Below are 23,996 nucleotides of genomic sequence, written 5' to 3'. Positions count from 1 at the left end.
CACTCCTTACAAAGGTCCCAACAGGTGCACCACCAGGGACAGGATACAAACGAACAATGCGGCATCGAACAAGGCCTCGTGCCAGATCCAACGCCCCAGGGGTGTGGCCTGTACCACCAGGCGCAGCAAACCGGTCAGGGCCAGGGCCATCAGCACATAGACCAGGAACGGGCTGAGCAGCACGCCGCCCAGCGCCCACTCACGCAAGCCCATGGATTTCCTCCTGCCGGCGGCACCACTTGCCCCAGCTTCTTTGCAGTTGCAGAACCGCGCCGATGGCCAGGCGCAGCGGGTCGCTGGGCGGCTGGCGGCGCAGGGCCTCGATGAACTGTTCACTGGCCGCGTCCAGGCGCTGGCCACGGCCAGGCGCGGGGCCACTGGCGAGCACCGCCTCCAGCTGTTGCAAGTAATGACGCTCGGCAGCCTCCAGCGGGGCCTGGGCCACGGCCAGGCACATGCGCAAGTGCACCAGCTCATCGCCGATATCCAGGCCGTGCAAGCCATCGTCCCACCGCTTGCGCTCAGCTTCCGGCAGCTCGCTGGCGTGCCGCGCCAGTTGCATCAGGCGGTCGGCCATGCGCCCGCCGAACCAGCTGTCGGCGCCCCGAAGATCACGACGCGTCAGGCGTACCAGATCACCCTGGGTTGCCTTGCGCAGGCGTCGACCGAGCCAGGCCGGATGACGCAGCACCAACAGTCGGAACGCCAGGACTGCCGCGCCCACGCCGAGCAACATGGCCTGGGCACTGTTGAGCATGGCCGCCACGTCGAAATGCATGGTGTTCAGCGGCGCCACCAGCACGATGAAATGCAGGCAATAAGAGGTCGCAGTGGCGCCCGTGCGTGGGTGAGCCATGCCCAGGGCCCCGAAAAACAGCGGCACCCCCATCCCAAGGCAAAGCATCGCGAAGCTGCTCCACTGCGGCAGAAGGATCTGCCCCACCAGAAACGCCACCGGGATCGCCAGAAGAATCCCACGCAAGAAACTCAAGCCGATCTGCGCGCCATTCTCACGGCTGGCGAACAAACTACAGACCACACAGGTAAGCACCAACCCGCCCGGCGCCGCCGGCCATGCGGTGGCCAGCCAGAAACTGCTCATGGCCAGGAAGGCCAAGGCGCTACGCGATCCAAACAGCAGTGCCAACGGCAAGTCCCGGTGAGCTGCCAGGCTTTGGGACACCTCCTTCGGCGCCCTACCCTGCTCCACATCCTGCAAGGCCTGGGTCGCGGCCATGGCGAAATCCAGCAACAGGGTCAGGCGCGCCAGACAATAATGCTCAGCAGAACTGATCTGTTCGTCATGGGCTGCATCCCAGAGGCGTTGGCGCAACAGCAACAGATTCGGCAACTCGGGGGCGGCCAGTTGCGCACGAACCTCCTCCAGCCACGGCGCCAGCCGACCGGCCTCGGTCTCGTCGAGCTGGCGCCACTGGCGCCGCACCGAACGGGCGATACGCAACAACATCATCAGTTTCTGGCTCAACCCACGGATGGCCCGGGCGCGCTGACGGCCGCGGTGTCCTTCGAACCAGGCGTGTTCGCGCTGGGCATCGATGGCGACAATTCGCCCGAGGATTTCCAACAGCCCTTTACGCGCTTCGTCCTCGCCTCCAAGCATGGCGCTGCACGCCTGCAGGCCGTTCTGCCAGGCCTGGCGTGCCTGACCTGCGAGCTGCTGTTCGACCCGCAGCGGCCAGAGCAAGGCGCTGGTGGCGGTGGCGCAGACGATCCCCAGGCAGATCTCGGTGCAGCGCGCCACCGCCTGGTCGAACACTTGCAGCGGATGGCTGATCGCCGGCAGGGCGATGATCGCAACGGTATAGCCGGCGAGCACGAACGCGTAGGCCCAGGCGCTACGCAACTGGGTGGACGCTGCCGTGCACAGCGCCAGCCACAACGCCAGGGTGAGCAGAAACAACCAAGGCGCCTGGGCGAACAGGCCCATGAACACCACCGACATGAACGTGCCCACCAAGGTCCCAGCCAGCCGGGCCAGGCCCTTCTGCACTACCATGCCAGACAGCGGCTGGGCCACGATGAACGCTGTCATCAACGCCCAGGAAGGCTGCTCCAGGCCCCACCGCATCGCCAGCCACAACGCCAGGCCCCCACCCAACAACGTCTTGATGGCGAACTTGACGGCGAGGGAACTGGGCGCGAAAAGGGCCTTGAGGGTAATGGGCACGAATCGGACCTTGCGGGGCGGTAATGGAGGAAAAGATAGACAACAGCGCAAGGATAAAGCGGAACCATTTAATTAGCTAGCTAAGTATCATTCTTTGCGATGCCATCTCCATGCAGGGCACAACCACTTTTGCAAAGGTAGTGGTAACAGAGAAAGCAAAAAACGAAGGCAAAAAAATGGGCGACCGAAGTCGCCCTAAATGCCTTGCGTGCTCGTGAATCGGAAAGGATCAGCGCGACTTGCGCTTGTTCGAGTCCTTCCAGATGAAAATGCCCAGACCGGCGAAGAACACCAACATCAACCCGACCGTTACCACACCGGCGATAACCACATTGTCGAAGAACATGTCGGCCTCCCGTTCGTTTGCCGTTGTCCGATGGGTGCAAGGTAACGAATGCGGGAGGGGAAAAAATTGACGGGCGTCAATGGTGCCCAGGGGCGGGCACGCGAGGCGGGTGCAGATTTGACGTGGGTCAAATTTCAGCGTTTTTTCGGCTTGCCCTTAGGCTTCTTCTTGGGTTTGCCCAACGGCATGGCCTGCTCGAAGGCCTGGCGCACTTCGTTCAGGCGCTTTTCCTTGAGGTCATGGATGCGCTTGCTGCGCTCGGCATCGAAATCGATCAGGTTGTCTTGGCTCATGGCGGGCTCGACTGACAGCAGAGGCTTGCATGATGAAGCCTGACGCCGGTGCTGACCAGCTCAGACTTCGATATCCACCAGCAGCCCCTGGCGCGGGCGCTCGCCCAGCGGCGATACCGGCACGGTGTTGTCGGCGTTGAGCTCATCCCCCGGCACGGCGCTGAACGGCTCGTCCTGGCCTTTTTGCCGACGCTGCTGTTGGCGGCGCTGCTCTTCGCGCAGCAACAGGGCCTGCTCCTGGGGGTCGCGTTGGTGGCGCAGGTCGATGGTGCCCTCACTGGAGCTGGGCTGCGCGGGGACCACCGGCGGAATGTTCGGGGTCGGTTTGACCGGATCCTGTTGCGAGGTCACCGGCGCGGCACTGAGCGGAATGATGGGCGGCAGCATGGAAGTCGTCTCCTGTTACCTCTTTATCGGCCAGCGCTCAGCCGCCTTGAGCGACCGCACGCAACGCCCCCGTTCTTGTCCAGGTGCCCGGTGTATAGCGCACGCCCCTCACTCGACCTCGACGTCGTCCTCGGTCGGCTCGTCGGCTGGGGGGCTGGCTTCGCTCCAAGGCCGCTTGTAGACCTGCTGCCACACCGCATCCATGTGATCGCGCAACACCTGCGGCGCGTTCTTGAGCGAGGCGCTGTCCTCACGCTCGCCGCCGACCGGTTCCTCACCGGCCGGCGTGATCAGCGACTGGCCGGTAATACTGTAGACCGCCTGCCCTTCGCGCATCTCGATGGCGATGTCGTGGGGGTCGATGCCACCACCACAGAAGGCATGGCTGGCCACGGTCAGTTCGGCGACACCGTCCTTGTTCAGGTCGCTGACATCACTGACATCAGTGTAGAAGTCCACGTCCAGATCCAATCCTGGGCAACTGGTCTCCTGCTCGATCTGCCAGCGTGACTTGAACGCATCCCCGTCCGCGCTGCGCCCATAGAGGGTAGCCTTGAGCACCACCTTGTCGACTTCCTGTTCGGTTTCGGCGTCGGTGGCTTGGCCATCGGCGCGGCTGAGCACCAATAGCCCTTCGCCGTCGCGGTCACGGAAATGCACGCTCTTGATGGGGGTCTGCACGCCCAGCACTTCCAGCTGTTCGGCCGGAATCGGCGGCAAGGTCTCGAAGTTTTTCTGGTCACAGGCAGTCAGCAGCAAGCTGCCCAGGGCCAGGGAGGCATTCAACCAGCGGTGCTTGGCAAGCATGGTGGCGTGGAGCCCTCGTTGCGCAACGGTATTCGTCGATGAAGCAGCTAGACTCTTTGGTCTACTCGGCCTATCCGTTAACATAGTCGGCTTTTTCATCGCGGGAGTTCAGGCAGTATGGCGCAGCAGTATCAACCGGGGCAACGCTGGATCAGTGACAGCGAAGCCGAGCTCGGCCTGGGGACCATCCTGGCCCAGGATGGCCGCCTGCTGACCGTGCTCTACCCGGCCACTGGCGACACCCGCCAGTATTCCCTGCGCAATGCGCCGCTGACCCGCGTGCGCTTCTCGCCTGGCGACCAGATCACTCACTTCGAGGGCTGGAAGCTGACCGTGCGCGAGGTCGAGGACGCCGATGGCCTGCTGGTCTACCACGGCCTCGATGGCCAGAACCAGGCGCGTGTGCTGCCGGAGACCCAGCTGTCCAACTTCATCCAGTTCCGTCTGGCCAGCGACCGCCTGTTCGCCGGACAGATCGACCCGCTGTCGTGGTTCTCCCTGCGCTACAACACCCTGCAGCACACCAGCAAGCAGATGCTCTCGACCCTCTGGGGTCTGGGCGGCTGCCGCGCCCAACCGATCGCGCACCAGTTGCACATCGCCCGCGAAGTGGCCGACCGTATTGCACCACGGGTCCTGCTGGCCGACGAAGTGGGCTTGGGCAAGACCATCGAAGCAGGCCTGGTGATCCATCGCCAACTGCTGTGCGGGCGCGCCAGCCGCGTGCTGATCCTGGTACCGGAAAACCTGCAGCACCAATGGCTGGTGGAGATGCGTCGACGCTTCAACCTGCAGGTGGCGCTGTTCGATGCCGAGCGCTTCATCGAAAGCGACGCCAGCAACCCGTTCGAAGATGCCCAGCTCGCCTTGGTAGCACTGGAATGGCTGGTCGAGGACGAAAAGGCCCAGGACGCGCTGTTCGCCGCCGGCTGGGACCTGATGGTCGTCGACGAAGCCCACCACCTGGTCTGGCACGAAGAACAGGCAAGCCCTGAATACGCGCTGGTCGAGCAACTGGCCCAGGTCATCCCGGGCGTGCTGCTGCTCACCGCCACGCCCGAGCAATTGGGCCAGGACAGCCACTTCGCACGCCTGCGCCTGCTCGACCCCAACCGTTTCCATGACCTGGCGGCCTTCCGTGCCGAGAGCGAGCACTATCGCCCGGTAGCCGAAGCCGTTCAGGAACTGCTCGACGAAGGCCGTCTGTCGCCCAAGGCCCACGCCACCATCGAGGGTTTCCTCGGTGCCGAGGGCGAAGCCCTGCTGGCCGCCGTCACCGATGGCGACAGCCAGGCCAGCGCACGCCTGATCCGCGAGCTGCTCGACCGCCACGGCACTGGCCGCGTGCTGTTCCGTAACACCCGCGCGGCGATCCAGGGCTTCCCGGAGCGCCAACTGCACCCCTACCCGCTGGCCAACCCGGAGCAGTACCACGAACTTCCGAGCGGCGAACGCGCCGAGCTCTACCCGGAAGTGGCTTTCCAGGCCCAGGGCGAGACCAGCGACGACGAGCGCTGGTGGCGCTTCGATCCGCGGGTCGACTGGCTGATCGACACCCTGAAGATGCTCAAGCGCACCAAGGTCCTGGTGATCTGCGCCCACGCCGAAACCGCCATGGACCTGGAAGACGCCCTGCGCGTGCGCTCCGGCATCCCGGCCACGGTGTTCCATGAGGGCATGAGCATCCTGGAGCGTGACCGCGCGGCGGCCTATTTCGCTGACGAAGAGTTCGGCGCCCAAGTGCTGATCTGCTCGGAAATCGGCAGCGAAGGCCGCAACTTCCAGTTCGCCCACCATCTGGTGATGTTCGACCTGCCGGCCCATCCCGACCTGCTCGAACAGCGCATCGGCCGTCTGGACCGCATCGGCCAGAAGCACACCATCCAGCTGCACATCCCCTACCTGCAGGAAAGCCCGCAGGAGCGCCTGTTCCAGTGGTACCACCAGGGCCTGAACGCCTTCTTGGCCACCTGCCCGACCGGCAATGCCTTGCAGCACCAGTTCGGCCCACGCCTGCTGGCGCTGCTCGAAGGCGGGGACAGCAAGGCCTGGGCGGCGCTGGTCGATGAAGCCCGCGCAGAGCGTGAACGCCTGGAAGCCGAACTGCACAGCGGCCGCGACCGCCTGCTGGAGCTCAACTCCGGCGGTGCGGGTGAGGGTCAGGCGCTGGTGGAGGCCATCCTCGAGCAGGACGACCAGTTCGCCCTGCCTATCTATATGGAAACCCTGTTCGACGCCTTCGGCATCGACAGCGAAGACCACTCGGAAAACGCCCTGATCCTCAAGCCGAGCGAGAAGATGCTCGACGCCAGCTTCCCGCTGGGCGACGACGAAGGCGTGACCATCACCTACGACCGCAACCAGGCGCTGTCACGCGAGGACATGCAGTTCCTGACCTGGGAACACCCGATGGTTCAGGGCGGCATGGACCTGGTGCTCTCCGGCTCCATGGGCAACACCGCGGTGGCGCTGATCAAGAACAAGGCGCTCAAGCCCGGCACCGTGCTGCTCGAACTGCTCTATGTCAGCGAAGTGGTTGCCCCTCGCAGCCTGCAGCTGGGTCGCTACCTGCCCTCGGCGGCCCTGCGCTGCCTGCTCGATGCCAACGGCAACGACCTGAGCCCCCGCGTGGCCTTCGAAACCCTCAATGACCAGTTGGAAAGCGTGCCCAAGGCCAGCGCCAACAAGTTCGTCCAGGCCCAGCGCGATGTACTGGCCAAGCGCATCGCCGGTGGCGAAGCCAAGGTCATGCCGAACCATGTCGAGCGCGTGGCCGAGGCGCAGCGCCGCCTGGCTGCCGAAGCCGACGAGGAGCTGGCCCGTCTGACCGCGCTCAAGGCAGTCAACCCGAGCGTGCGCGACAGCGAAATCGACGCCCTGCGCAAGCAGCGCGAAGAAGGCTTGGCCATGCTGGAAAAGGCCGCTCTACGCCTGGAAGCGATCCGCGTACTGGTCGCAGGCTGAATCAGCGGCCCCTTGGTCGCCCAGGGCCGCGGCCCATCGCTAGCTTTGCCAGCCTCTACATCGTCTGACGACGTGTCGAGGCTGGCAAAGCCGAGCTTAGATCCCCCCGCTATTAAGCCAATATCCAAATGGTTGAAATCAAAGTGCCATTAATCCGGAAGGCTTAACCACTCATTTCTATACTGCAGCAGAACGGTCTCCTCCGGCTTTTTTGGGGACGAGTGCAAACTCGACGAAGAGGCATGCAATGGAGTGGTTGGGACTGCAATTGTTCGCCAAGCTGCCGACTACCGGCCAGATCTTCCTGGACTGCCGCCACGACCCTCTGCTGGTTCTGCTTGCCTATGGGGTAGCTTGCATCGCCTGTTTCGCGACGCTGGACATGGCCGAACGCCAGAGCCAGAGCGAAGACCCCATGGCCCGACGGCAATGGCGTGTGCTGGGCGCCTGCTGCCTGGCCGCCGGCATCTGGGCGCTGCACTTCATCAGCACGCTGGCCCTGCAGACACCGGTGGCTGTGGGCTATGACGTGACCATGACCGGCTTGTCGTTGCTGATCGCCCTGCTCACCGCCTGGTTCGCGATGAACAGCCTCGATCGCGCTGAAATGCATCTCGGCCATTATGTGCAGAGCGCACTGCTGACCGGGCTGGGTATCGTGCTCATGCATTTCGCGGGCATGGCCGGCCTGCAGATCAACGCAGAGCAGTTCTACCAACCCGGCCTGACGCTCCTGGCCCTCGCCGTCACCCTCGGCGCCAGCCTGTTGATTCTGTCGATGGGACGTTATTTCAGTCAGGGCAGCGGCACCCTGCACCTGGCCAGCAAGTATGCCGCCAGCGTGTTGGTAGCCGGCGGCCTGATCGCCACGCACTTCATCAACATGGCCGCCATGACGCTGGTAGTACCCGCCGACAGTGCCCTGCACCTGCCGTCGGCCGACAACAGCCTGCAGTTGGGCCTGACCGTCGCTTTCATCACCCTCCTGATCAGCGGCAGCAGCATCAGCGCCGCCCTGTCGGACAGAAAACTGCAAAGCAAGGAGCACGACCTGCGTCGGGTCAATGTTCTGCTCAGCCAGCTGGACCAGGCGCGCGCCTCCCTGCAGCAGGCCGCCCACTACGATGCCCTGACCAACCTGGTCAACCGTCGCGGCTTCAATCAAGTCTTCGCCGAGCGCCTCTGCGAACACGCCAACAACGAAAACCGGCTGGCGGTGATGTTCCTGGATATCGATCACTTCAAGCGGATCAACGACAGCCTTGGCCATGCCGCGGGCGATGAGCTGCTCAAGGTCATCGCCGGCCACATCAAGGCCGCCACCCGCAACCAGGACCTGGTGGCACGTTTTGGCGGCGACGAGTTCTGCATCGTCACCAGCCTCAACAGCCGCGACGAAGCGCGTCACCTGGCCCAGCGCATCATGCAGCGGATGAAGGACCCCATCGACCTGGGTGGCCGGCGCATGGTCATGACCACCAGCATCGGCATCAGTATTTTTCCCGATGACGGACGCACCGCCGAAGAACTGCTCAAGAACGCCGACCTGGCGCTGTACCAGTCCAAGGGCTGCGGGCGCAACAGCCTGAACTTCTTCAACAGCAGCCTCAAGACGCGCGCGACCCTGGAGTTGCAACTGGAGGAAGAACTGCGCGTGGCCCTGCTCGAAGAACGGGGGCTGTGCGTTCATTACCAGCCGATTTTCGACCTGCACAATGGTCAGGTCGCAAAGCTAGAAGCCCTGGTGCGCTGGCAGCATCCCCAACATGGCCTGCTCAGCCCGGACCGTTTCATCGGTATCGCCGAAACCAATGGTCTGATCGCCGACCTGGACCTGTGGGTGCTGCGTCGTGCCTGCCATGACCTGGCCCAGCTCAATCGTCATGGCTATCGCAACCTCAAGGTCACAGTCAATTGCTCGGCGGTGACCCTTGGCCGCGAAGAGTTGCCCAATGAAGTGGAAATGGCGCTGTTCCAGGCGGGGCTGTCTCCTGGCCAACTGGAGCTGGAGGTCACCGAGAACGCTTTGATGGGCGATATCCAGCGCGTCGTCAGCCTGCTCAAGCGCATCCGCGCCCAAGGCGTGGCTTTGTCGATCGACGACTTCGGCACCGGATACTCATCGCTGGCCTACCTGCGGCGCCTGCCGCTGGACGTGCTCAAGGTCGACCGTTCGTTCATCCAGGACGTACCGGGGAGCCAGAAGGATCGCGAGATTGTCCAGGCGATCATCATCATGGCCCACACCCTGCACCTGCAGGTGGTCACCGAGGGCGTCGAAACCATCGAGCAACACGCCTTCCTCGCCGCTCACGGCTGTGATTTCCTGCAGGGCTACCTGCTCAGCCGCCCAGTACCGCTGGCCGAACTGCGGCCGATCCTCGAGCGGCTCGACGCCCGGGAGCCGGCGCTCAGTCCTTGCTGCGATACAGCTCTACCAGTGTCGCCGGATCTTTTTGCAGATACCCCTGGCTACCGTGCAAGCGCATCAGTTGCGCAGCCAGGCCACTGATTGGCGTCGCTGAACCCTGCTCGCGTGAGAACTTCACCGCCGTGTCCAGGTCCTTGAGTAACGTGCGCACATGCCACTTGATCGGCTCGAAACGGCTCTCAGCCATCTGAGGCGCCAGGATCTGCAGTGGCTTGGAATCGGCAAAGCCCCCTGCCAGCGCCTCGGCGATCAGCCGCGCGTCGACGCCCGACTGCTCGGCCAACGCCACGACCTCGGCGATGACCAGCGCGTTGCAAGCCACGATCATCTGGTTGCAGGCCTTGGTTACCTGGCCCGCGCCCACACCGCCCATGTGCGTGACCCGCTGTCCTAGATTCAACAACACCGGGCGCACGCGCTCCAGGTCCTGCGCCTCACCTCCGACCATGATCGCCAGCGTGCCGGCCTCGGCCCCGGGGGTACCGCCGGAGACTGGCGCATCGAGCCAGGCCATACCACACAGCGCCGCCAGCTCGGCCGCCATCTCGCGGGTGGCGGTCGGCTCCAGGCTGGAGAAGTCCACCAGCAGCTGGCCGTCGCGCCCGCCCTGGGCGATGCCTTGCTCACCGAACACCACCTCACGCACCACGGCCGTGTCGGCCAGGCACAGCAGCACGATGTCCGTGTCGCGGCACAACTCGGCGGGGCTGGCAGCCTGGCGCGCCCCGGCTGCCACCAGCTCGGCGCACTTTTGCGGGTTGCGGTTCCAGACCGTCAGCGGGTAACCCGCCGCCAACAGACGCCGGCACATCGGCAGCCCCATCAAACCGATTCCGGCGAACCCCAGCGAAGGCAATGCAGTACTCATGAACAACTCCAGGCAGACGATTAAAGAAGCATGACAAACAGACGATACAGTCGCGTAATCCCACCCGTGATGGCTAGATGACATAACTGTCCGACGGCCCACCACCCAAGGCAAATGGCGCACTATGACCCCAACAAACACTTCTGCCAATGCGGTGCCCGAGTCGTCGATCCCCTCCCCTCTGCCCACGGGTGCCGCCCGGGACCTTGCGCCCGTGCGCAATGCGCCGGCGCAGCAGTACCTGTATTACACCGAGCCGGACATCCAACGCATCCTCGATAACCTCGATGGCCTGCGCGACCTGGTGTTCCCGCAGAACCTGCATGCCGAGGATGAAAACCAGCTGCGCCTGGAGCAGCAGTTCCCGTCGGTGTGTCTGATCGGCCTGGGTCGCTGCGGCTCGAACATTGCCCTGGACGTGGCCGAGCTGGTCTACAACGCCCGCACCTTCTTCCTCAATGAGTTCAACAACGAGGATCGGCACAAGGGCGAGACCGGCTACAGCCCGGCACGCTGGATCCGTCAGAACCTGCGCCTGGTGCAGAACAAGGCCATGAAACCGGTGTTTCTGGTGGAGCCGCTGGTGATGCTCGGCGACCTGGACAAGGACATTGCCGGACGCATCCGCTTCTCCCGCCAGGGCGAACGCGGTGGTTTTTTGCGCGACTACAGCAAGATGAAGATCATGGACCTGTCCGAGGTCCATGCCGGCGGGGCCGGTAACGCGCCGATCCTGGGCCAGTACCTGGCCAAGATCATCCTCAACAAGGATACCCAGCGCTTCTCCAGTGCCGACTGGAAACTGATCCACTCGTACCTGATCGACTCCTGCGGCATCAAGGCCAACCAGTCGCGCCTGTACTTCTACATCTTCAGCGCCGGTGGCGGTACCGGCTCGGGCATGGCCTCGGAGTTCGGCCTGGCCCAGCAGTACTCGTACATGAACAAGACCTTCGACACCAAGCCAGCCGACGAGAACGACGGCAAGAGCGGTCACTCGTTCGTCTTCGAGCCGATCTTCACCAGCGGCATCTGCGTGCTGCCGAACATCTCCGACCACCGCAGCGAGATGTCCGAGGCACTGCACATCAATGCCGGGCGTCTGCTGTGCAAATACCTGTCGGAAGAATGGGACTTCTCGTACAACTTCGACAACGAAGACAGCAGCGAAGCCAGCGTCATGGGGCGCATCCGCCCCTGGAACGCTATGATGCTGATCTCCAATGACATCATGCGCTATGCCGAGGAAAGCGACGACGGCACGATCCAGAACATCGACGTCAACGCCATGGAGAAGCACGCCAACCAGTACATCTCCCAGCAGATCTTCAACATCCTCACGGCCCAGGCGGTAACCACCGACTACGACCAGAATTACTTCCGTCGCGCTGGCATCGACATCGGCGAAACCATTCGCCTGGACGCCAACGACCTGTTCATGAGCCTGGCAGGCCCTGTGGCCATCGCCTATGCCGAATCGGTGGTGCCGGAACGCCCTGCGCCGGCATCGGACAAGTTCAAGGTGTTCGAGAAGGAAAGCCCGCGCCTGGACATCGATGATCTGTTTTTCCGCTCCATCGACCTGCCGCACTTCAACAAGCAGACCCAGGCGATCGAAGGCATCAGCCTGCTGCCGATCGAGTCACGTCGCTACCGTGCGGCGCTCGAGCAGTACCAGGCCTCCGGCTATGACGCCGCGGCCCTGCACGATCTGCACTTCTTCAAGAACTGCTCCTCGGTGGTGTCGATCGTGTCGCTGCCCAAGGACTACAAGCTGTCGTACATGGACCTGAACCGGCTCAAGACCCACCTCAACAGCCTGTTCCCCAACACCACCCTCAAGCGCTATGCGCTGGTCATCGGCGCCTCGGCGAACCTGTCGCTGACCACCCTGATCGCCAAGAGCCCGTGCCTGTCGGACGATTTCCTGACCCTGATCGTGGCCTTCATCAAACGTTGCTTCGCACGGACCCCGTACCGCTTCGACGACACCCTGGACAACGCCATCCTCGAATTCATCACCAGCGAGCACTTCGCCGAAGAGCGCATCGACGACTTGCTCAACGAGTTCGAAAACCCGGCCAAGATCCTCGACACCAACTGGTACGCGATCAAACCGATGTACGAGAAGAAGTACCGCGAGTTGATCAACGACAAGAGCCGCTTCGTCTCGATCAACGACATCCGCCTGTCACGCGAGTGCGTGAAGAAAGCGGTGAAATACTTGCGTGAGATCTTCCGTCACCGGATTGGCAAGACCCGGGTCATCTCCCTGAACAGCCACACCGGGCGGGTGGATTACTAACGGAACGCCTTGAGGCCGCGTCGCGGCCTCTCGCAAGCTTCGCCAGCCCTCACGGGTTTTGCAGGCGCTGGCGAAGCCGCAAAGGGGTGCCCATTACGCATACCGTAAACTGTTACCGCCACGCCGAACCGCCGCGCCGTTGTTACTTGTTTCCACCTTACGTGAGCGTCAATGCGCACCATTGCGGCGCGCTGTGCATTTTCGCGCACTAAAAACGCCTGGTCTTATTCCGGTTTCTTCACTTGGATCACGATGAATGGAGAAACCACCACCGCCCAGATCTCTGGATCGCGGCTTTGCAGGTCCAGCGCTTGCTCTGCGGAGACGGGCGCGACAGTGCCATCATTGCGCCACTTGGCGAAGATCTCGCTGCGATTCTCGGCCATCGCCTCGGCAACGGCGATCAGGTCCAGACTCGGGTCGACCCAAATCAGGTCACCCTTGGCCCAGAAACGCTCCAGCGCTTTCCACTCGATGATTGCCGTCTCGCCGAGCAATTTGGCATAGAGGGTGCTTGCTTGATCAGTCATGGGTTCCTACCGGCAAAAATGTGGCCAATTGAAAAGGTCGGCATTTTTGCAGAAAAACCCGGTTTCAAATACGTAATTTGATCGATCAGCCCCGAAGTTGTGGGGTGGGGCCGAGGATACAGGCAAAGTAATGGCGCTTTTCTGTATCTTTGTTTCGATCAGGCGACACCCTGGAAAAGTCGCGCTTTTCGCCCGCTTTTCAAGCGCTCGACGGGCGCTCTACACTGTACCGGTACAGTTCCGGGACATGTTCCGGGGGAAGGTGGGCTAGCGACATGGCGTGGCCATGCCGGAGCCGCCCGATCTGTAGCCCTGGCCGCCAGGACTATAAGAATTACAACAGAATGAGTGGAGCACTATGATCAAGATTTCCAAGCTGTTCGCCGCAATGGTCCTGGCCGGGGTTGCCAGCCATTCGTTTGCCGCCGACACCATCAAGATTGGTATCGCCGGCCCCAAGACCGGTCCGGTCACCCAGTATGGCGACATGCAGTTCATCGGCGCGAAGAAAGCCATCGAGGACATCAACGCCAAGGGCGGTATCGACGGCAAGATGCTCGAGGCCAAGGAATACGACGACGCGTGCGACCCTAAACAGGCCGTGGCAGTCGCCAACAAAGTGGTCAACGACGGCGTCAAGTTCGTGGTCGGCCACCTGTGCTCCAGCTCCACTCAGCCTGCGTCGGACATCTACGAAGACGAAGGCGTGATCATGATCACTCCAGCGGCCACCAGCCCGGAAATCACCGCCCGTGGCTACAAGCTGATCTTCCGCACCATCGGCCTGGACAGCGCCCAAGGCCCTGCCGCCGGCAACTACATCGCCGACCACGTCAAGCCGAAGGTCGTCGCGGTCCTGCACGACAAGCAGCAGTACGGCGAAGGCATCGCCACCGCGGTCAAGCAGACCCTGGAAGGCAAGAACGTCAAGGTTGCTGTCTTCGAAGGCCTGAACGCCGGTGACAAGGACTTCTCCTCGATCATCCAGAAGCTCAAGCAGAACAACGTCGACTTCGTCTACTACGGCGGCTATCACCCAGAGCTGGGCCTGATCCTGCGCCAAGCCCAGGAAAAAGGCCTCAAAGCCAAGTTCATGGGTCCAGAAGGCGTCGGCAACGATTCCATCTCGCAGATCGCCCAGAACGCCTCCGAAGGCCTGTTGGTCACCCTGCCGAAGTCCTTCGACGCCGACCCTGCGAACAAGGCCATCGTCGACGGCATCAAGGCCAAGAACCAGGATCCGAGCGGCCCGTTCGTGTTCCCGGCCTACTCCGCCGTCCAAGTGATCGCTGACGGCATCAAGGCCGCCGGCACCAGCGACGACGCCGAGAAAGTCGCGGCCGAAATCCACAAAGGCACCTTCAAGACCCCAACCGGCGACCTGTCGTTCGACGACAAGGGCGACCTGAAGGACTTCAAGTTCGTGGTCTACGAATGGCACTTCGGCAAGCCGAAGACCGAAGTCTCCCCCCAGTAACAGCGTGACTAGCTAACCGAAAGCCCACTGTGTGAGCAGTGGGCTTTGTTTTACGAGGTTCATGGGCCCGATTCCCGCGATCCGGGAGGGGGTTCACCTGAAAATCTTAAAACCGTCACCCGCGGTTCCCTGGCCGTGCCTGCCATCGTCGCCAAGCCCACGATGCAGGACGGGTTCACCACCCGCCAGCGAATGCAAATCAGGTTTTTAGGAGCGCTGTAATGCCTGAGATCTACCATTTCTTCCAACAACTGGTTAATGGATTGACCATCGGCAGCACCTATGCCTTGATCGCCATCGGCTACACGATGGTGTACGGCATCATTGGCATGATCAACTTCGCCCACGGCGAGGTGTACATGATCGGTTCCTATGTGGCCTTCATCGCCCTCGCGGGCCTGGCCATGATGGGTATCCATTCGCTGCCGATCCTGATGACCGTCGCCTTCGTCGCGACGATCTTCGTCACCAGTGCCTATGGCTACAGCATCGAACGGGTCGCCTACCGGCCGCTGCGCAACAGCAACCGCCTGATCCCGCTGATCTCCGCCATCGGTATGTCGATCTTCCTGCAAAACACTGTCCTGCTTTCGCAGGATTCCAAGGACAAATCCATCCCCAACCTGATTCCGGGCGCCTTCTCGTTCGGGCCGGGCGGCGCGGAGGAAGTCCTGGTGTCCTACATGCAGATCCTGGTGTTCGTGGTCACCCTGGTGGCCATGACCTGCCTGACCCTGTTCATCTCCCGTTCCCGCCTCGGGCGCGCCTGCCGTGCCTGTGCCGAGGACATCAAGATGGCCAACCTGCTGGGCATCAACACCAACAACATCATCGCCCTGACCTTCGTCATCGGCGCCGCGTTGGCGGCGGTGGCGGCCGTGCTGCTGAGCATGCAGTACGGGGTGATCAACCCCAACGCCGGCTTCCTGGTAGGCCTCAAAGCCTTCACCGCGGCGGTACTGGGCGGCATCGGCAGCATCCCGGGCGCCATGCTCGGCGGGCTGGTGCTGGGCGTGGCCGAAGCGTTTGGCGCCGATATCTTCGGTGACCAGTACAAGGACGTCGTGGCGTTCGGCTTGTTGGTTCTTGTCCTGCTGTTCCGGCCGACCGGCATCCTGGGCCGTCCGGAGGTTGAAAAAGTATGAACAGAAATCTCAAACAGGCGTTCTTCAGCGCCTTGCTGGTATGGGCCGTGGCCTTCCCGGTGCTGGGCCTGAAACTGAGCATCGACGGTATCAGCCTGGTCGTGCACACCCAGGGCTCATTCACCATCAGCATCATCGCCGTGTGCTCGGTGCTGATGTTCCTGCGCGTGCTGTTCGACAAGCAGTGGAGTTCGGTGATGGGTCGCCGCTCGGATCGCAAACTGATCCCACCGGCCGTCAGCAACTACCTGACCCTGCCCAAGACCCAGCGCTATGTGATCATGGGCTTGATCGTCGCGGCACTGGTGTGGCCGTTCTTCGGTTCACGCGGCGCAGTCGACATCGCCACCCTGATCCTGATCTACGTGTTGCTGGGCCTTGGCCTGAACATCGTGGTCGGCTTGGCTGGCCTGCTCGACCTGGGTTATGTCGGGTTCTACGCCGTCGGCGCCTACAGCTACGCCATGCTCTCGCACTACCTGGGCTGGAGCTTCTGGGTATGCTTGCCGATCGCCGGCTTGATGGCCGCCACGTTCGGCTTCCTGCTCGGCTTCCCGGTGCTGCGTCTACGCGGTGACTACCTGGCGATCGTGACGCTTGGCTTCGGCGAGATCATCCGCCTGTTCCTGCGTAACCTCACCGACTGGACCGGTGGCCCCAACGGCATCAGCAACATCCCCAAGCCGGAGTTCTTTGGCCTGACCTTCGAACGTCGCGCCGCCGAGGGGATGCAGACCTTCCATGAGTTCTTCGGCCTGCCGTACAACTCGATCAACAAGGTCATCTTCCTCTACCTGGTGGCTCTGCTGCTGGCCTTGCTGGCGCTGTTCGTCATCAACCGCCTGCTGCGCATGCCGATCGGCCGCGCCTGGGAAGCGTTGCGCGAGGACGAGATCGCCTGCCGTGCGCTGGGCCTGAACCCGACCGTGATCAAGCTGTCGGCCTTCACCCTCGGTGCGTGCTTCGCAGGCTTCGCCGGTAGTTTCTTCGCCGCCCGCCAGGGTCTGGTGACACCGGAGTCGTTCACCTTCATCGAGTCGGCGATCATCCTCGCCATCGTCGTGCTGGGTGGCATGGGTTCGCAGTTGGGCGTGATCCTCGCGGCCATCGTGATGATCCTGCTGCCGGAGCTGATGCGTGAGTTCAGCGAGTACCGGATGCTGATGTTCGGTGCCCTGATGGTGTTGATGATGATCTGGCGTCCGCAGGGCCTTCTGCCTATGCAACGTCCCCATATGGAGCTGCGTCGATGAGCCGCGAAATTCTGCAAGTCAGCGGCCTGAGCATGCGCTTCGGCGGCTTGTTGGCGGTCAACGGCGTGGGCCTGACCGTCAAGGAGAAACAAGTGGTGGCGCTGATCGGCCCGAACGGCGCCGGCAAGACCACTGTCTTCAACTGCCTGACCGGCTTCTACAAGCCCAGCGGCGGTACCATCCTGCTCGATGGCCAGCCGATCCAGGGCCTGGCCGGTCACCAGATCGCCCGCAAGGGCGTGGTGCGGACCTTCCAGAACGTGCGCCTGTTCAAGGAAATGACCGCGCTGGAGAACCTGCTGATCGCCCAGCACCGCCACCTGAACACCAACTTCTTCGCCGGCCTGCTCAAGACCCCGAGCTTCCGCCGCAGTGAGAAGGAGGCCATGGAACGCGCGCAGTACTGGCTGGAGAAGGTCAACCTGACCGAGTTCGCCAACCGTACCGCTGGCACCCTGGCCTACGGTCAGCAACGCCGCCTGGAAATCGCCCGCTGCATGATGACCCAGCCACGGATCATCATGCTCGACGAACCCGCCGCCGGCTTGAACCCCAAGGAGACCGAGGACCTCAAGGCCCTGATCGGCTACCTGCGCGAATCCCACAACGTGACTGTGCTGCTGATCGAGCACGACATGAAGCTGGTGATGAGCATTTCCGACCACATCGTGGTGATCAACCAGGGCACGCCCCTGGCCGATGGCACGCCGGAAGAAATTCGCGGCAACCCTGATGTGATCAAGGCCTACCTGGGGGAGGCGTAAATGCTGAAGTTCGAGAATGTTTCCACCTTCTACGGCAAGATCCAGGCACTGCACAGCGTCAACGTGGAGATCAATCAGGGCGAAATCGTCACCCTGATCGGTGCCAACGGCGCCGGCAAATCCACCCTGCTGATGACCCTCTGCGGCTCGCCGCAGGCCCACAGCGGCAGCATCAAGTACCTGGGTGAAGAGCTGGTCGGCCAGCCCTCCTCGCACATCATGCGCAAGAGCATCGCGGTGGTCCCGGAGGGCCGCCGTGTGTTCGCCCGCCTGACCGTCGAAGAGAACCTGGCCATGGGCGGTTTCTTCACCAACAAGGGCGATTACCAGGAGCAACTGGACAAGGTCCTGCAGCTGTTCCCGCGCCTGAAGGAACGCTACGTGCAGCGAGGCGGCACCATGTCCGGCGGCGAGCAGCAGATGCTGGCCATCGGCCGGGCACTGATGAGCAAGCCCAAGCTGCTGCTGCTCGACGAACCATCGCTGGGCCTGGCGCCGATCATCATCCAACAGATCTTCGACATCATCGAACAACTGCGCCGTGATGGCGTGACGGTGTTCCTGGTCGAGCAGAACGCCAACCAGGCGCTGAAGATCGCCGACCGCGCCTATGTGCTGGAGAACGGCAAAGTGGTGATGCAGGGTACCGGTGAAGCGCTGCTGGTCGACCCGAAGGTGCGCGACGCCTATCTGGGCGGTTGATCGACCTGCGATTGAAAAAGGGCCTTCGGCCCTTTTTTTCTGGCTGATGCCCGCACGCCCCAATCGCGGGACAAGCCCGCGAACCGGCCAGTACAGACAACCCGGCGCTTGTGATCGACGTCCAGCCTGAGTAACGTGGCCAGCTCTTTTGCGACGTTTTCGGAGCCCGCCCCATGCGCCTCACCCCTCCCCTGCTGCTCGCCACCCTGCTGCCGCTGTTCGCCGGTTGCCAGCTGATGGCGGACAAGCCGGTCGATCCGAACATCGGCACCACCCGCATGCAGGGTGAGTTGAGTGCCGGGGGCGGCCAGTTGCTGTTCAAGCCCTGCAACGAAGCTCGCCGCTTCGTGATCAGCGATGCCGCCAGCACCGGCATCCTGCAGGAGGCGGCCAACCTGGCTGACGACGCAGGCGACAAGCTGTTCGCGGACGTGCGCGGCAGCCTGACCGGCAGCAAGCAGGCCAACAATGACGGTCGCCTCGAAGTGCAACGCCTGTATCGCCTCGAACCTTCCACGCAGGCCTGCGAAGATCCCAACTTCAAGCAACTGACCCTGCGCGCCGACGGCCACGAGCCGGACTGGGCGATCAAGGCCAGCGGCAAGGGCATGGTACTGGAGCGTGTCGGCAAGGACCCACTGCCTCTGCCTTACCTGGAAGAGCAGATGCCTGGCGGTGGCTTGAGCCTGTCCAGCGAAGCCAACGGCCAGCGCATCGAACTGTGGGTCGCCCCGCAACGCTGCATCGATGGCGCCACCGGAGCAGTTCGCCACCTGCGCGCCGAACTGCGTATCGATGGCCAGACCCTGCAAGGCTGCGGCTATTACGGCGGAGCCCGCGACAACTGATCGCCGGGGCGCTTTTATCCTCCAGTCAGGAAGGCTAACAGCTTATACTTGGCGGTTTGTGTAAAGCCGCCGGCCGCCCATGGCCGGGATACTGGACCCTGCCATGCTACGAATCACCGAACTGAAGCTGCCCCTGGACCATTCCGATGAAGCCCTGCGCGAAGCGATCGTCGAGCGCCTGGGTATCGCCGATGAGCAACTGCTCAGCTTCACCCTGTTCAAGCGCAGCTACGATGCTCGCAAGAAGAACAGCGAAATGCTGTTCATCTACACCATCGACCTGGAGGCGAGCAACGAAGCGCAACTGCTGCGCAAGTTCGCTGACGATCGCAACATCGGCGTCTCCCCCGATGTCAGCTACACGTTCGTCGGTCATGCGCCCGCAGGCCTAGAGGAGCGCCCGATCGTGGTCGGCTTCGGCCCCTGTGGCATTTTCGCGGGCCTGTTGCTGGCGCAAATGGGCTTTCGTCCGATCATCCTGGAGCGCGGAAAGGAAGTGCGCCAGCGCACCAAGGACACCTGGGGCCTGTGGCGCAAGAGCGTGCTCAACCCCGAATCCAACGTCCAGTTCGGTGAAGGTGGCGCCGGCACGTTCTCCGACGGCAAGCTCTACAGCCAGATCAAGGACCCGAACCACCATGGCCGCAAGGTCCTGGAAGAGTTCGTCAAGGCCGGTGCGCCAGATGAGATCCTCTACATCAACAAACCGCACATCGGTACGTTCCGACTGACCGGCATGGTCGAGCAGATGCGCCAGGACATGATCGCCCTGGGCGCGGAAGTCCGCTTCGAGCAAAAGGTCACCGACCTGCTGATCGATGATGGTCAACTGACCGGCGTGGTCCTGGAGAACGGCGAACAGCTGCACTCGCGCCATGTGGTCCTGGCCTTGGGCCACAGTGCGCGCGACACCTTCCGTATGCTCCATGCCAGGGGCATCTACATGGAAGCCAAACCGTTCTCGGTCGGCTTCCGTATCGAGCACCCACAGTCGCTGATCGATAAAGCGCGCCTGGGTAAATATGCCGGACACCCCAAGCTGGGCGCAGCCGACTACAAGCTGGTACACCATGCCAAGAATGGCCGTTCGGTCTACAGCTTCTGCATGTGCCCGGGCGGCACCGTGGTCGCCGCCACCAGCGAGCCGGGCCGTGTGGTCACCAACGGCATGAGCCAGTACTCGCGCAACGAGCGCAACGCCAACTCCGGCATCGTCGTCGGCATCGACCCTGAGCGCGACTACCCGGGCGGCCCGCTGGCCGGTATCGAACTGCAGGAACGCCTGGAATCCCACGCCTATGTGATGGGCGGCAGCAACTACCAGGCGCCTGCACAGTTGGTAGGCGATTTCGTCGCCGGTCGTCCTTCTACTGAACTGGGCAGCGTCGAACCTTCCTACAAGCCAGGTGTGACCCTGGGCGACCTGGCACCGAGCCTGCCGGACTTCGCCATCGAAGCCATCCGCGAAGCACTGCCGGCGTTCGACCGTCAGATCAAGGGCTACAACCTGCACGACGCCGTGCTGACCGGCATCGAAACACGCACGTCCTCGCCTGTGCGCATTACCCGGGGCGCAGACTATCAAAGCCTTAACCTCAAAGGGTTGTTCCCGGCAGGTGAAGGCGCAGGTTATGCCGGCGGCATCCTCTCCGCGGGTGTCGATGGCATTCGTATCGCCGAAGCTGTGGCGCGGGACATGCTTGGGCTCGATACCTGACCCAGACAGCGTTGAGGGCTGGCCTACAGCCCTCAACTGAGCCATCAATATCAGAAAAAACGCTCACCCTTGCCAGAATTTTTCCGTCTCCGCGTCCGGTAAAAGCCCTTTAGGCTTCGCACATCGAGCCGTAAAAACCTATAACAAAAGCGCAGGGCGTTTTTGTTCCAATACCCAACGCCCCCACGCTAGGGTGTACGTCTTTTTCATCCGAGCCCGTTCATGGAGACCCGTCAGGCCGTGCGTACCCTTATTTCCCGTTTTCTCCAGTTGGAGGCCGCCAGCGGCCTACTGCTGATCGCCGCGGCGGTCCTCGCCCTGATCATCAACAACTCCCCCCTTTCCTACCTATATGGCGGCCTGCTCGACGTGCCGGTCGCCGTCCAGGTAGGAGCCTTGCAGATCGCCAAGCCCCTGCTGTTGTGGATCAACGACGGTCTGATGGCGCTGTTCTTTCTGCTGATCGGCCTTGAGGTCAAACGCGAGGTCATCGAGGGTCAGTTGTCCAAGCCCTCCCAGGTGATTCTGCCCGCCACGGCGGCCATCGGCGGTATGGTGGTCCCCGCGCTGATATACTGGTTCGTCAATCGGGACAACCCAGCAGCCATCGCCGGCTGGGCCATCCCCACCGCCACCGATATCGCGTTCGCCCTGGGTGTGCTGGCCCTGCTCGGCAAGCGGGTACCGGTGTCGCTGAAACTGTTCCTGATGACCCTGGCGATCATCGATGACCTCGGTGCCATCGTCATCATCGCCCTGTTCTACTCCGGCACCCTGTCGAACGTTTCGCTGATGCTGGCGGGTGCTTGCCTGCTCACCTTGATGGCCATGAACCGACTGGGCGTGATCAAGCTGACACCCTACCTGCTGGTGGGCTTGGTCCTCTGGGTCTGCGTGCTCAAGAGCGGCGTCCATGCGACCCTGGCCGGTGTGGCCCTGGCCCTGTGCATTCCGCTGCGCACCCGTCATGCGGCCTCGTCACCGCTGCTGCGCCTGGAGCATGCCCTGCATCCCTGGGTCGCCTATGCCATCCTGCCCCTGTTCGCCTTTGCCAATGCCGGTGTCTCGCTCGCAGGCATGACCCTGGACAGCTTCACCCACCCCGTGCCCATGGGAATCGCCGTCGGCCTGTTGCTGGGCAAGACGGTCGGCGTATTCGGCCTGACCTGGCTTGCGGTCAAGCTGCGCCTGGCCGCGCTGCCAGCGGGCGCAAACTGGGGGCAGGTGCTGGGCGTTGCGATCTTGTGCGGCATTGGCTTCACCATGAGCTTGTTCGTCGGCTCCCTGGCCTTCGTCCCCGGGGCCAGCGAGTTCGCAGGCATGGACCGCATGGGCATACTGACCGGTTCTCTGTTCGCGGCGCTGATCGGATATGCGATCACTGCGATGGCCAGCCGCAAGCCCGTCAACTGAATCAGTAGGGCATAAAAAAACCCCGACCGGCCTAGGCCGAGTCGGGGTTTTTCATTGCTGCAGGACGATCAGTGCGTCACACGGCTGGTGCCATCGACGGTCATGATGCGCACACGCTCACCCACACGGAAGATTTCGTTTTGCTGCACTTGCTGCACATAGGCGCGCATGCTGCCGTCGTCTTCGCGAACGGTGATTTCCACACCTTGGGTGCGGGTCAGGCCTTCTTCGGCGGCGGAGCCTGCCAGGCCACCGGCCACGGCACCAATCACGGCGGCGACGATGCTGCCGCGACCGCCACCGATGGCGCTACCGGCCACACCGCCGACCACGGCACCAGCACCACCACCGATCGGGGTCTTGGTGCCTTCGATTTTCACCGGACGCAGGGACTCGATGGTACCCATGCGCACGGTCTGTACACGGCGGGCCTCATCTCGGGAATAGCTGTCGCCGGTCAGACTGGAAGCACAACCGCCGAGCAGCAGCGACATGGTGGTGAAACTCGCCACCAGCAAAACGGATTTACGCATGGGAAACTCTCCATAAGTCAGGTGTCCATTAGACCCCGCGCGTTGATGACTGTCACGACACAGACGTTACAAATTTGCTTTTATTCAGCTTCAGTACAGCCTGCATACCCTTTGTTGCGGGCTCGATTATCGAGACCAAGGATAGCCATGGATTACTTCATCGTCGTTGTGGTGACTGTCACAGGCCTGTACTTCCATTGGTGGCTGTACGTTCGCATGCGCCGCTGGATGGACCGCGACCTGGCCTTGTCGTTGGCGGGCGAAGACCCGGCCAAGCGGGCCTACATGCTCGAATGCCTGGAGCAGGCGCGGGAGCAGAAGATCAAGCGAAAGGCACTGTCGGCCTGGCTTGAACGCCAGGCCGCGGCCTACCAGGATTAAGGTGCCAGGCGCTCACGCAGCCACTGGCCATCTACCCAGCGATAGTTCAGGCGATCGTGCAGCCGGCTGGCGCGGCCCTGCCAGAACTCGATACGCTCAGGTAGCAGGCGATAGCCCCCCCAATGCTCAGGGCAATGGGGTTGGGTATCGGAGAAGCGCACCTCAGTGGCCTTGACCAGGCCTTCGAGCTCCTCACGACCGGCAATCACTCGGCTCTGCGGCGAAGCCCAAGCCCCCAGGCGACTTCCCAGCGGGCGCACCTGGTAATAATCGTCGGACTCCTTGGGCGTCACTTTCTCCACCCGCCCTTCGATACGCACCTGGCGCTCCAGCGCCGGCCAGAAGAACGTCATGGCAGCGAACGGATTGGCCAGCAGTTGTTGGCCCTTGGCGCTGTCGTAGTTGGTGAAGAAGGTGAAACCCCACTCGTCGAGCCCCTTGAGCAACAGGACTCGACAGTGGGGACGCCCTTGCTCATCGACAGTGGCCAGGGTCATGGCATTGGCTTCAACCGGCGCCTGCTCGGTTTTCACGGCTTCGCCGAACCACTGATGGAACAGGGCGAACGGTTCACCCGGTGCCTGGGCTTCGGCCAGGCCATCACGGGTGTAGTCGCGGCGCATATCGGCCAGGGTTTGGGTCAT

22 protein-coding genes are annotated in these 23,996 nt (G+C 62.6%); 12 read left to right on the top strand and 10 right to left on the bottom strand.

Going from position 1 to position 23,996, the window contains the following annotated elements:
* Positions 1-6: 6 nt before the first annotated feature.
* The 6 genes from ACNFCH_RS01885 to ACNFCH_RS01860 all read right to left on the bottom strand — a co-directional run bounded on the left by ACNFCH_RS01885 (position 7) and on the right by ACNFCH_RS01860 (position 4,021).
* The gene (locus ACNFCH_RS01885; protein WP_196165587.1) at positions 7-213 is read right to left on the bottom strand and encodes a DUF1656 domain-containing protein; all 207 of its coding nucleotides are present in this window, start codon (positions 211-213) and stop codon (positions 7-9) included.
* Entirely contained in the window at positions 200-2,188 is a 1,989-nt protein-coding gene (locus ACNFCH_RS01880) for an FUSC family protein (protein WP_337157725.1), read from the bottom strand. Before ACNFCH_RS01880 ends, ACNFCH_RS01885 begins: the two co-directional genes overlap by 14 nt.
* A 229-nt stretch (positions 2,189-2,417) precedes the next feature.
* Positions 2,418-2,534, bottom strand: coding sequence for a cytochrome c oxidase subunit CcoM (ccoM, locus tag ACNFCH_RS01875; RefSeq protein WP_328340283.1), 117 nt, complete (start codon positions 2,532-2,534; stop codon positions 2,418-2,420).
* Between the two features lie 134 nt (positions 2,535-2,668).
* Complete coding sequence (locus tag ACNFCH_RS01870) at positions 2,669-2,827, bottom strand: hypothetical protein (protein WP_099593575.1); 159 nt, start codon at positions 2,825-2,827, stop codon at positions 2,669-2,671.
* 60 nt (positions 2,828-2,887) lie between these two features.
* Positions 2,888-3,214 carry an aspartate-semialdehyde dehydrogenase gene (locus tag ACNFCH_RS01865; protein WP_337157726.1) on the bottom strand — a complete coding sequence of 109 codons (327 nt, stop codon included), beginning with the start codon at positions 3,212-3,214 and terminating at the stop codon, positions 2,888-2,890.
* Positions 3,215-3,322: 108 nt separating this feature from the next.
* A complete protein-coding gene (locus ACNFCH_RS01860) occupies positions 3,323-4,021 on the bottom strand; it encodes a M949_RS01915 family surface polysaccharide biosynthesis protein (protein WP_337157727.1) in 699 nt (232 codons plus the stop codon).
* Positions 4,022-4,138: 117 nt separating this feature from the next.
* Between ACNFCH_RS01860 and rapA the strand changes: the two genes are divergently transcribed.
* Complete coding sequence (gene rapA, locus ACNFCH_RS01855; protein WP_337157728.1) at positions 4,139-6,985, top strand: RNA polymerase-associated protein RapA; 2,847 nt, start codon at positions 4,139-4,141, stop codon at positions 6,983-6,985.
* Positions 6,986-7,232: 247 nt separating this feature from the next.
* On the top strand, positions 7,233-9,497 hold the full coding sequence (locus ACNFCH_RS01850; protein WP_416742144.1) for a putative bifunctional diguanylate cyclase/phosphodiesterase: 2,265 nt from the start codon (positions 7,233-7,235) through the stop codon (positions 9,495-9,497).
* On the opposite strand, the gene ACNFCH_RS01845 is transcribed toward ACNFCH_RS01850, so the two are convergent.
* On the bottom strand, positions 9,397-10,284 hold the full coding sequence (locus tag ACNFCH_RS01845) for an NAD(P)-dependent oxidoreductase (protein ID WP_196165593.1): 888 nt from the start codon (positions 10,282-10,284) through the stop codon (positions 9,397-9,399). The genes ACNFCH_RS01850 and ACNFCH_RS01845 overlap by 101 nt on opposite strands.
* 124 nt (positions 10,285-10,408) lie before the next feature.
* Between ACNFCH_RS01845 and ACNFCH_RS01840 the strand changes: the two genes are divergently transcribed.
* The gene (locus ACNFCH_RS01840; RefSeq protein ID WP_337157731.1) at positions 10,409-12,589 is read left to right on the top strand and encodes a hypothetical protein; all 2,181 of its coding nucleotides are present in this window, start codon (positions 10,409-10,411) and stop codon (positions 12,587-12,589) included.
* A 224-nt stretch (positions 12,590-12,813) separates the two neighbouring features.
* On the opposite strand, the gene ACNFCH_RS01835 is transcribed toward ACNFCH_RS01840, so the two are convergent.
* Positions 12,814-13,119, bottom strand: coding sequence for a DUF2288 domain-containing protein (locus ACNFCH_RS01835; RefSeq protein ID WP_070094353.1), 306 nt, complete (start codon positions 13,117-13,119; stop codon positions 12,814-12,816).
* A 358-nt stretch (positions 13,120-13,477) separates the two neighbouring features.
* Between ACNFCH_RS01835 and ACNFCH_RS01830 the strand changes: the two genes are divergently transcribed.
* The 8 genes from ACNFCH_RS01830 (at position 13,478) to nhaA (ending at position 22,438) form a co-directional block, all read left to right on the top strand.
* Complete coding sequence (locus ACNFCH_RS01830) at positions 13,478-14,596, top strand: branched-chain amino acid ABC transporter substrate-binding protein (protein ID WP_043215128.1); 1,119 nt, start codon at positions 13,478-13,480, stop codon at positions 14,594-14,596.
* 221 nt (positions 14,597-14,817) lie between these two features.
* The gene (livH, locus tag ACNFCH_RS01825; protein WP_043215131.1) at positions 14,818-15,741 is read left to right on the top strand and encodes a high-affinity branched-chain amino acid ABC transporter permease LivH; all 924 of its coding nucleotides are present in this window, start codon (positions 14,818-14,820) and stop codon (positions 15,739-15,741) included.
* Complete coding sequence (locus tag ACNFCH_RS01820; protein WP_196165595.1) at positions 15,738-16,994, top strand: high-affinity branched-chain amino acid ABC transporter permease LivM; 1,257 nt, start codon at positions 15,738-15,740, stop codon at positions 16,992-16,994. Before livH ends, ACNFCH_RS01820 begins: the two co-directional genes overlap by 4 nt.
* A complete protein-coding gene (gene livG / locus ACNFCH_RS01815) occupies positions 16,991-17,758 on the top strand; it encodes a high-affinity branched-chain amino acid ABC transporter ATP-binding protein LivG (RefSeq protein WP_337157732.1) in 768 nt (255 codons plus the stop codon). The genes ACNFCH_RS01820 and livG overlap by 4 nt, the downstream gene beginning before the upstream one ends.
* Positions 17,759-18,460, top strand: a complete 702-nt coding sequence (locus ACNFCH_RS01810) for an ABC transporter ATP-binding protein (protein WP_043215137.1) — start codon at positions 17,759-17,761, stop codon at positions 18,458-18,460.
* A 173-nt stretch (positions 18,461-18,633) separates the two neighbouring features.
* Entirely contained in the window at positions 18,634-19,308 is a 675-nt protein-coding gene (locus tag ACNFCH_RS01805) for a hypothetical protein (RefSeq protein ID WP_337157733.1), read from the top strand.
* 103 nt (positions 19,309-19,411) lie between these two features.
* Complete coding sequence (locus ACNFCH_RS01800) at positions 19,412-21,025, top strand: NAD(P)/FAD-dependent oxidoreductase (protein ID WP_337157734.1); 1,614 nt, start codon at positions 19,412-19,414, stop codon at positions 21,023-21,025.
* A gap of 222 nt (positions 21,026-21,247) precedes the next feature.
* The gene (gene nhaA / locus ACNFCH_RS01795) at positions 21,248-22,438 is read left to right on the top strand and encodes a Na+/H+ antiporter NhaA (protein ID WP_416742143.1); all 1,191 of its coding nucleotides are present in this window, start codon (positions 21,248-21,250) and stop codon (positions 22,436-22,438) included.
* A gap of 68 nt (positions 22,439-22,506) precedes the next feature.
* Here the strand turns inward: nhaA and ACNFCH_RS01790 are convergent, their stop codons facing one another.
* Positions 22,507-22,971 (bottom strand): glycine zipper 2TM domain-containing protein, encoded by a 465-nt coding sequence (locus ACNFCH_RS01790; RefSeq protein WP_043213112.1) that lies wholly within the window; start codon positions 22,969-22,971, stop codon positions 22,507-22,509.
* A 147-nt stretch (positions 22,972-23,118) separates the two neighbouring features.
* On the opposite strand from ACNFCH_RS01790, the gene ACNFCH_RS01785 reads away from it, so the two are divergent.
* Complete coding sequence (locus ACNFCH_RS01785; protein WP_337157736.1) at positions 23,119-23,352, top strand: hypothetical protein; 234 nt, start codon at positions 23,119-23,121, stop codon at positions 23,350-23,352.
* Here ACNFCH_RS01785 and pdxH read toward each other — a convergent pair.
* Positions 23,349-23,996: a pyridoxamine 5'-phosphate oxidase gene (pdxH, locus tag ACNFCH_RS01780; RefSeq protein ID WP_416742142.1), complete on the bottom strand. Its 648-nt coding sequence runs from the start codon at positions 23,994-23,996 to the stop codon at positions 23,349-23,351. The two genes, ACNFCH_RS01785 and pdxH, sit on opposite strands and share 4 nt — an antisense overlap.

This window comes from Pseudomonas sp. NY15354 (assembly GCF_048068075.1).
Taxonomy (GTDB): domain Bacteria; phylum Pseudomonadota; class Gammaproteobacteria; order Pseudomonadales; family Pseudomonadaceae; genus Aquipseudomonas; species Aquipseudomonas guariconensis_C.
The sequence above is the reverse complement of the archived record's forward strand: the minus strand, read 5'-3'. Positions and strand labels throughout refer to the sequence as shown.